General features: G+C 45.0%; 5 protein-coding genes and 1 rRNA gene. 2 read left to right on the top strand and 4 right to left on the bottom strand.

Features of this window, described 5'->3' with window-relative positions; translation table 11 throughout:
* Together L5L97_RS17700 and acnB are read right to left on the bottom strand one after the other, a co-directional pair.
* Positions 1 to 247, bottom strand: a 16S ribosomal RNA gene (locus L5L97_RS17700); the annotation flags it as partial.
* 857 nt (positions 248 to 1104) lie between these two features.
* Entirely contained in the window at positions 1105 to 3702 is a 2598-nt protein-coding gene (gene acnB / locus L5L97_RS17695; RefSeq protein ID WP_173247838.1) for a bifunctional aconitate hydratase 2/2-methylisocitrate dehydratase, read from the bottom strand.
* A 434-nt stretch (positions 3703 to 4136) separates the two neighbouring features.
* Between acnB and hxpB the strand changes: the two genes are divergently transcribed.
* Positions 4137 to 4796, top strand: a complete 660-nt coding sequence (hxpB, locus tag L5L97_RS17690; protein WP_219235611.1) for a hexitol phosphatase HxpB — start codon at positions 4137 to 4139, stop codon at positions 4794 to 4796.
* A gap of 95 nt (positions 4797 to 4891) precedes the next feature.
* Complete coding sequence (locus L5L97_RS17685; protein ID WP_028759308.1) at positions 4892 to 5233, top strand: DUF2845 domain-containing protein; 342 nt, start codon at positions 4892 to 4894, stop codon at positions 5231 to 5233.
* A gap of 80 nt (positions 5234 to 5313) precedes the next feature.
* Here L5L97_RS17685 and L5L97_RS17680 read toward each other — a convergent pair whose 3' ends face one another.
* Together L5L97_RS17680 and L5L97_RS17675 are read right to left on the bottom strand one after the other, a co-directional pair.
* Positions 5314 to 7356: a M13 family metallopeptidase gene (locus tag L5L97_RS17680; RefSeq protein WP_263183147.1), complete on the bottom strand. Its 2043-nt coding sequence runs from the start codon at positions 7354 to 7356 to the stop codon at positions 5314 to 5316.
* A 228-nt stretch (positions 7357 to 7584) separates the two neighbouring features.
* Positions 7585 to 9801, bottom strand: coding sequence for a patatin-like phospholipase family protein (locus L5L97_RS17675; protein ID WP_173496216.1), 2217 nt, complete (start codon positions 9799 to 9801; stop codon positions 7585 to 7587).
* Positions 9802 to 9879 lie beyond the last annotated feature (78 nt).

The following is a 9879-nucleotide window of genomic DNA, read 5'->3' as shown; positions in this document are numbered from 1 at the left end:
CTAATCCCACCTAGGTTCATCCAATCGCGGAAGGCCCGAAGGTCCCCTCCTTTCCCCCGTAGGGCGTATGCGGTATTAGCAGTCGTTTCCAACTGTTATCCCCCTCGACTGGGCAGATCCCTAGGCATTACTCACCCGTCCGCCGCTCGCCACCTCAGAAGTAAACTCCCTTGTGCTGCCGCTCGACTTGCATGTGTTAGGCCTGCCGCCAGCGTTCAATCTGAGCCATGATCAAACTCTTCAATTAAATTTTTGTTGCTTCCGTCTTGCGACTTCAGCGGCTCAATGAATTCTGATTTTTTGTTTCTAACTAAAGAAACAAACTGTACATATTACTATGAACACTCATTGTTACATTGATTTAAATTTTTGACTGCCAACCCGAAGGCTAAGCAGTTTCGATTAACTCAACACCTGTGAGTGTCCACACAGATTTCTTGTTTTATCTTGTTAAAGAGCAACTCAGTATTCGTAAGAGAACTTGAGTACCACACTGAGCGTCGAACGCTTCCAGTTGGCTAGGGCTGCGTATTCTACGCATTTCCCGTTTCGCGTCAAGGAGTTTTTGCAAACTTTCTTTTCGCTCATCAATCAGTAAACTCATCGATGAACTGTCATATCAGGCTGCTTAACGCTGTCTGCCGTGTCAGTGGATGCGCATTATAGGGAGCAGGAGATTTTGTGCAACCCCTATTTTAAGGAAATTTGCAGTTAATTCCAATTACCTAATCTAGCCACACCATATCCACCACTTACCCCCAAAGTTACCCACAATTCAGTCAAGACTACGCCCTTGTTTCGCATTATGCATAGCCAAAAGCCATCAGATGATTTGTTGATAGTTATGAAAATAGAAGACTTTCGTCTTTTAAAATGAAGATTAAACGGTGCTAAGCGTGAGATTGACCTACGGATCGGCTTAAATGGATTTGTTTTAATGGCGACAACGCGTGACCATTAGTAAGTAGCGAGTTTGTGATGTAAGGCCTAAAGCATGACTATGATAGGGTTCATTGGTGCATAATAGATGTAGAAATAAAACAAACCCACAAAAAAGCCAGCTTACGCTGGCTTTTTACATCAAGTTACCTTAACGGCAATCGATTACACTGCTGTCTGGAAGATCACTTCCGATGCTTTTTTTGTGTAAGACTCGATTTGATCGAAGTTCAAGTAACGGTATGTGTCAGCTGCAGTTGCGTCTAACTCTTTAGCGTATTCTTGATATTCTTCAGGTGACGGCAGACGACCTAACAGTGCAGCAACCGCTGCCAGCTCAGCAGAGGCTAAGTAAACGTTAGCACCTGTACCTAAACGGTTAGGGAAGTTACGGGTAGAAGTCGATACCACAGTTGAACCTTCAGCTACACGTGCTTGGTTACCCATACACAGTGAACAACCTGGGATCTCGATGCGCGCGCCTACACGACCAAAAATCGCGTAGTAGCCTTCTTCAGTCAGCTGATCTCTATCCATCTTAGTCGGTGGTGCAATCCACAGACGTGTTGGCAGGGTTTTAGCAAACTTGTCTAGCATCTTACCGGTTGCGCGGAAGTGACCGATGTTGGTCATACAAGAACCTACGAACACTTCATCAATCTTAGTTTGCGCAACAGATGACAGTAAAACGGCATCATCAGGATCGTTTGGCGCACACAGGATTGGCTCTTTGATGTCATTTAGGTCGATTTCGATTACTGCAGCGTACTCAGCATCTTTATCGGCGCTCATCAGCTCAGGATTGGCTAACCACTCTTGCATGCCTTTGATACGACGTTCAATCGTACGACGATCGCCATAACCTTCAGCAATCATCCACTTGAGCATGATGATGTTTGAGTTCAGGTATTCAATGATAGGTTCTTTGTCTAACTTGATGGTACAACCGGCAGCAGAGCGCTCAGCTGAAGCATCAGACAGTTCGAAAGCTTGTTCAACTTTCAGTGATTCTAAGCCTTCGATTTCCAGTACGCGACCAGAGAAGATGTTTACTTTACCTTTCTTCTCAACGGTCAGCATGCCCAGTTCAATGGCTTTTAATGGGATAGCATGAACCAGATCACGCAGTGTGATACCCGGTTGCATTTTGCCCTTGAAGCGCACTAATACGGATTCAGGCATGTCGAGTGGCATAACGCCAGTCGCAGCAGCAAACGCTACTAAGCCTGAACCCGCTGGGAATGAAATACCAATTGGGAAACGCGTATGTGAGTCACCACCCGTACCAACTGTATCTGGTAGCAGCATACGGTTTAACCACGAGTGGATAACACCGTCACCTGGACGCAGTGATACACCACCGCGGTTCATGATGAAATCAGGCAGAGTATGATGTGTGTTCACATCCACTGGCTTTGGATAAGCCGCAGTGTGGCAGAATGACTGCATAGTCAAATCAGCACTAAAACCTAAACAAGCTAAATCTTTCAGCTCATCACGGGTCATAGGACCAGTGGTATCTTGTGAACCGACAGACGTCATCTTAGGTTCGCAGTATTGACCAGGACGCACACCCGCTACGCCACAAGCTTTACCGACCATCTTTTGCGCAAGTGTATAACCTTTGCCAGTATCAGCGACATCTTGAGAACGTACAAAGACGTCAGATAACCCTAAGCCTAATACGTCACGGGCTTTGTCAGTTAAACCACGACCGATGATCAATGGAATACGACCACCAGCACGAACTTCGTCTAACAAGACTTCCGTTTTTAAGCTGAATTCTGAAATTACTTCGTCGCTATCGTGACGCTTAACCACACCGGCGTATGGGTAGATGTCAATCACATCGCCCATTTCCATCTTGTTCACATCAAGCTCGATTGGCAGTGCGCCCGCATCTTCCATAGTGTTGAAGAAAATCGGTGCAATTTTACCGCCAAGGCAGAAACCGCCAGCGCGCTTGTTAGGTACGAATGGAATATCATCGCCCATAAACCACAGTACTGAGTTAGTCGCAGATTTACGTGATGAACCCGTACCCACAACGTCACCCACATATACTAATGGATGACCTTGTGCTTTTAATGCTTCAATTTTTTTCACTGGGCCAACGGCACCAGCAACATCAGGCTCGATACCATCACGGGCGTTTTTCAGCATAGCTAACGCGTGCAATGGGATATCAGGACGTGACCATGCATCTGGTGCAGGTGACAAGTCATCGGTGTTGGTTTCACCAGAAACTTTAAATACTGTCAGAGTGACTTTGTCAGCCAGTTTTGGACGGCTTAAATACCAATCTGCATTCGCCCACGCTTCAACCACTTGCTTCGCAAACTCATTGCCCGCTTCCATCTTCTCAACCACATCGTGGAAAGAATCAAACATCAGCAGAGTGTGAGATAGCGCTTTAACAGCTAAAGGTGCTAACGCTGGATTATCCAGCTGCGCGATCAGAGGTTCGATGTTGTAGCCGCCTTGCATTGTGCCTAACAACTCAGTAGCACGCTCTGCAGACAGAATCGGTGATTTTTCAGTGCCTTTGGCAACCGCATCTAAAAAAGCAGCTTTAACATAAGCAGCTTCATCAACACCTGGGGGAATTCGATTTTCAAGCAGGTCGAGAACGAAAGCCTCTTCACCTGCGGGTGGATTTTGAACTAACTTAACCAGTTCAGCCACTTGATGTGCATCTAATGGCTTAGGGACTACGCCCTCTGCAGCACGTTCTGCGACGTGTTTACGATATGCTTCTAGCACGGCAACATTCCTCTTTGTTTGGCGCTCTAACAACGAAACTGCACGTCTTCTTAATTGAAGCTGACAGTCCGACATGATCGACCCGTATTTCCGGCCTGCAGTATACTACAGCTTTGCAAAAGTATGAATCAGGTCACACTCGGCAAAAAGCGAAATAAGGACTAAATCCGGCGGCGAATGCCAACTTACGGGAAGATTAAAACAAGTGAAATTAGACAATAGTTTGAAAACAGACAAAAAACCATACACTACAAATAGTTAACAATGTTTCATTAATTTTAAATCGAACAAGCAATTTTCCGTGTCAGAGAGCAAATAGGTATAAATTTTTCTCATCTTGCTGCATTTTGGCTTTTAAGATGCAGTGCGAGAACTTACACTCAGGCTTAATTTACTGCATATCTCAGTTATTTCCTTAGTCCATCGGAGTACCAATGACATCCCTTAGCATTCAAGCCGTTATTTTTGATATGGATGGCGTTTTAATCGATTCAGAACCCCTATGGCAACGAGTCGAGTATGAAGTGTTATCCGCACTCGGCGTGCCAGTGACGGTAGAGACGATTCAACAAACCACGGGCTTACGCATCGATCAATGCGTCGATTATTGGTACCACAAGGCACCTTGGCCACACTATGATAATGCCAAGGTCAGCCAAACGATTGTTGATAAAGTTGCAAATGAAATTCTGGTTAGCGGCGAAGCTATGCTGGGCGTTTACGAAACGATTGACCACTGCCAAGCGCTTGGCCTTAAAATCGGCTTAGCGACTTCATCCCCAAACACCATTATCCAAGCAGTATTAACGAAGTTAGATCTCAGTGAAAAGTTTATGGCGATAGAATCGGCTGAACACCTAATCTATGGTAAACCCCACCCAGAAGTTTATTTGAATTGCGCTAAGGCGTTAGATGTTGATCCCCGTTGTTGTCTTGCCATCGAAGATTCCTTTAACGGCTTAATTGCCGCCAGAGCAGCCAACATGCAAACGGTCGCGATCCCTGCGCCAGAACAAAGAGGCGATGCTAAGTGGATTATCGCCCATCATCAGGCCGAGAGTTTGTTGGCATTAACAACAATTTTGGCAAAATAACGTCACAACACACCGAGTTTCTGCAGGGCGAATAAGCTTAGTCTTTACCCTACGGATAAATAGCAGAATGGTGTATGCACCAGAAGGAATTCAATGTGAAGTACCTATCCTTAATACTGCCCATGGGCTTAATACTCATGTCCACCTGTTTACCCGCTAGCGCAGGTGAGACCATGCACTGTAAACAACAAGTGATCAATACGGGCGATACTTTAACGACTGTGCAGGATAAATGCGGCTCGCCCAGCGATATTCGAGAATACAGTCTGCCCGCGACTTATCTCAACGCTAACGGAGACAGGGTGATCGATCCCAGCAAGTTGCCAACTGAGTATCAAGAATGGACCTATGACTTTGGACCAACACGCTTAATGCGTCGCCTGTATGCCACTGATAATAAAGTCACAAAAATTGAATCCTTAGGTTATGGACATTAATCGGCAGCATCATTGATTATTGTCATCAATAAAAAAGCCAGACATTGTCTGGCTTTTCTTATTTCAATCTACTGAATGTATTACCAAATTTTCACACGCTCATCTGGTGTTAAATACATTTTATCGCCTTCTTTCATCTCGAAGGCCTTATAAAAGGCTTCCACGTTACGTGGTGTACCCATGGCACGATAATGGCTCGGTGAATGCGGATCTGTCAGCAAACGACGGCTCAGCTCTTCATCACGGTAATTACGGCGCCATACTTGCGACCAACCCACAAAGAAGCGTTGCTCGCCCGTTAAACCATCAAGCACAGGTGCAGGTTTGCCGTTAAGGCTCATCAAATACGAACGTGCCGCTACAGTTAAACCACCTAAGTCGCCGATGTTCTCCCCTAAGGTCAAATCACCGTTAACAAACTTGCCGGGCATTGCCTCATAACCTGAGTATTGGGCAGACAACTGCTTACCGCGTTTTTGGAACTCTTCTCTGTCTTTATCTGACCACCAATCACGCAGGTTGCCATCACCATCGTATTTAGCGCCTTGGTCATCAAAACCATGGCTAATTTCATGGCCGATCACTGCACCTATACCACCGTAGTTAACGGCATCATCGGCATCCATATTAAAGAATGGCGGTTGCAGAATCGCAGCTGGGAATACGATTTCGTTTTTCACTGGGCTGTAATAAGCGTTTACCGTTTGTGGTGTCATGCCCCATTCGGTACGATCGATTGGCTTGCCAAGCTTGTTGATCATGTCTTGATATTCAAACTGAGCGTAACGCATGTAGTTACCCACTAACTCGTCAGCCTTGATATCTAAACCTGAGTAATCTTTCCACTTATCTGGATAACCGATTTTATAGGTGAATTTAGCCAGTTTTTCTTGGGCGGCGACTTTGGTTTCTGGCGTCATCCACTCAAGTTCATTGATACTAACCTCAAAACCTTTGATCAAGTTTTTGATCATAGTTTCCATACGCGCTTTAGCTTCTGGCTTGAAGTATTGCTTAACGTACTCTTCGCCCACTAACTCACCAATCACTTGGTCAGCGCCATCAACGGCTTTTTTCCAGCGCGGTTGTTGCTCTTCGATACCCATTAAGGTTTTGCTCTTAAAAGCGAAGTTCAAATCAACAAAGTTTTTGCTCAGTAACTCGGCGTAGCTATCCACTAAATGGAACGCGAGATAATCCTGCCAAGCCGATACTGGGAAGGTCTCGAAACCTGCACCGAGTTTTTCGAAGTAAGAAGGCTGGCGCACTATGATATCAGTGACTTTGTCGCCTAAACCTGCGCTGGTCGCGAAGGCATTGAAATCAAATTGACCCATTAACTTTTGCAGTTCAGCGCGATCTAACTTGTTGTAAGCCTTGTTGGCATCACGAGATTCAACTCGGCTCCACTGACTTTTGGCGATCATCATTTCGATGTCAGCGACGTTTTTAGCCGCACGTTTAGCGTCCTTGTAACCCGCTTCAGTCAGTATCTCTGTCACATACTTGGCCATGGCTTGGCGATTAGCGGCAAACTTAGGATCATCTTTTAGGTAATAATCGCGGTCCGGTAGCGTAAGGCCTGACTGGCTTAAATACACCGCATACTGAGTTGAGTTTTTAGCGTCATTATTGACGTAAAAACCAAAGGGAATACCAGAACCCGTCGTCAGTAATTTGCCCATAACGGCTGGTAAGTCAGCGTGCGTTTTTGCGGCAGCGATATCGGCCAGCAATGGCTTAAGCGGAGTAACACCTAATGTTTCAAGCAAATCGGTATTCATAAAGCTAGCATTGAAATCACCGATTTTCTGTTCATTAGAGCCTGCAGCAGGATTCTTTTTAGCGGCCGCTTCGTCGATAATTTTCTTCAATGCATCTTGGCTTTGGTCGTACAACACAGAAAACGCGCCATAGTTAGATTTGTCAGCTGGAATAGGCGTATTTGCCAACCATTTTCCATTAACGCTGTAATAGAAATCATCTTGATGGCGAACTGAGGCATCAAAGTTTTGCAATTCAATGCCAGACACCGCGACGGCTTCAGTTTTAGGCTCAGTACTACAAGCCGCTAAACCTAAACTCAAGGCGATACTCAGTGCCAGTGTGCTTATCTTCTTCATTGTTTTCCCCAGCTTCCGTTGAGAGTTATTATTTTTCCCGCAAAACCTTAGCATCTTGGCACGCCTCACAGTAGTAAGATTTTGTAAAAGGATATGACACTTTAGCGACACTCTTAGCTATTTCGGCAAGATAACTTCCATAGGGATGACGCTTATAGTTTTTCCATCGACCAAAAAGTAAGGGCACAACCTCAGTCATGCCCTTAAGTTCTTTACACCAATCTCAAACTAGAAGTTTTTACCCACAAATAAATAGAAAGACTTATCGCCAAGATCTGTGATCCCAAAACCAAGTGCCGCAGGTCCCATGGAAGTATCAGTACCGATATAAAGACTCGATGCATAAATCAGATCGGTCAGGGTGACGTCAGTGCGCTCGTCCCAGACATTCCCCGCCTCTAAGCTCCAACCTAGGTATAGAGGATAATCTGTCATACCTAGTGCATCACGCCCGAGATCATATTGATAAATAAAGGCCCCAAACACTTTATGTGCGCCCATAATTGAATCTTTATGGTAACCAGACAGGTTTAAGAATCCTCCCAGCTCAGATAAATGCAGCGTATTGACACCATCATTATTGTTAGTAGCAATTGATGCCTTACCAACAAAAGCGTGGTTACCGACACTCAAGGCACCTTTCCAGTCGGCCTCTATTTGCACGCTAAATTGGTTTTGATTATCGTCGATACTGTCATTGAAATCTTCATTGCGCACGTATACGTTTAAGGTTACGCGATTACCTGATGTTGGAAAGCTAATGCTATCTAAGCTATCGTAACCGAACCTAAAGTAAGCACCATAGGAACTAAAATCTAAGTCCTGCGTTAGCCAAACATCATTGACTATCGACCCCTTCTCTGCGACTAAGCCTAACTCAATCATCCCTTGTAAGGTGTAGTTATAACCTATGCCTAATTCAATAGTATGGGTTTTCTTGTCGAAGGTTAAGATACGACTGTTATTATCGTATAAGTCCCAATCACGGGTATCGTATTGATAGCGGGCACGGCTAAAGAACTGTTGGTCCCTGTCTAAAGGCTGATAAAACTCAGTTGCAAACAACTTTTCAATGCCGAGTTTGACCTCATTGCGCCACTCTCCACCATTAAAGGTCAAATCGGTCATGGTATAAGCCATGTCAAAACTGATGGCAGATTCTGAATTAAAGTCATCCTCCCAATTAAAGCCCAGTTGGAAATAATTCGGCCCCCAAGACTTAGCCTTAGTGGTAACTGTGAGTATGCGGCCATCCTCACCTTCTACAAATTCAGCATCGACACGCTCAAATTTATTGAGAGAGTAAATACGCTTTAACGCCTCATTAAGCTCGTCTTTAGATACAGCTTGCCCAGGTTTAATATCCAAGGTTTCCGTCAAGAGATTCAAACTCACCTTAGATTGGTTTTCAAATACGATTTCATTAATGGGATGACGTACATCCGCCATTAATAATTTACCTTTGGCTTTTTTAGCCTCGACGTAGGCGGCATATTCCTCAGGGCTCACGCTCATACTGCTCAACTTATAAAGCTGGCCATTAGCGGCTTCTTTTCCAAGGGTTAATGCCAGCGGCATAATAGTGAAATCAGTGGTGCTGAGGGCGTCAATAGCGGGTCGGATCAATACATCTTTATCTGTCAGTAATTGTTTTTGTTTTTCAGTGCTGGCATTGGTCAAAAAATTAGAGAGCTGATCGAGCACTGCAATAGTACTGTCTAATTTATCTTTTTTGACCAGAGGCGAGCCAATATCGACGGCGATAATAATATCGGCTCCCATGGCCTTAACCACATCGACAGGCATGTTATTAGCAATACCACCATCGACCAATAACTTGCCTTCAATTTGTGCGGGCTGAAGTGCACCAGGTACAGTTGCAGACGCTTGCATGGCTTTAACCATACTGCCGTGACTAATCACCACAGGTAAGCTAGTTTCTAAGTCGGTTGCAACCGCTCGGTAGGGAATGGCTAAATCATCAAAATGACCAAATTGCTGTACCAGATCTGTCGACTGACGTAAAAGTTGTGACATAGTCTGTCCACGTAGCAGACCACTTGGCGCCCTCACTTGGCCTTCGTTATAGCCAATGTTTAACGGAATATTGTAACGGTCACGTAACTGTTTATCCCTGTAACTCAAAATATTGCGCGGTATGGTGTCCGAGTAACCACTGTCCCAGTTGACCCCCATCATGATAGCTTCCACTTCACTCGCACTGTAACCCAGTGAATACATGCCAGCGACATAGGCGCCTATACTGGTGCCCGCGATATAATCGACTGGGATGTTATGTTCTTCTAATATTTTGAGCACGCCCACGTGAGCGGCGCCTTTAGCACCACCACCACTGAGTACGACACCAATTTTAAGGCGCTCTGCAGCCAAAGACGGGGTAACACACAAACACAAAATAATAGAAGCGAGTAGTTGACGCATCATGTGAGGCTACTTTTTATGGGATAAAAATCCGAGTTATATTAACAAACTTATCGATTTAACCGTCAGTCATATTTTATC

This window comes from Shewanella sp. SM71 (genome assembly GCF_025653905.1).
Classification (GTDB): domain Bacteria; phylum Pseudomonadota; class Gammaproteobacteria; order Enterobacterales; family Shewanellaceae; genus Shewanella; species Shewanella oncorhynchi.
Note: the sequence above shows the minus strand (reverse complement) of the source record. Positions and strands in the feature narration are given on the sequence as shown.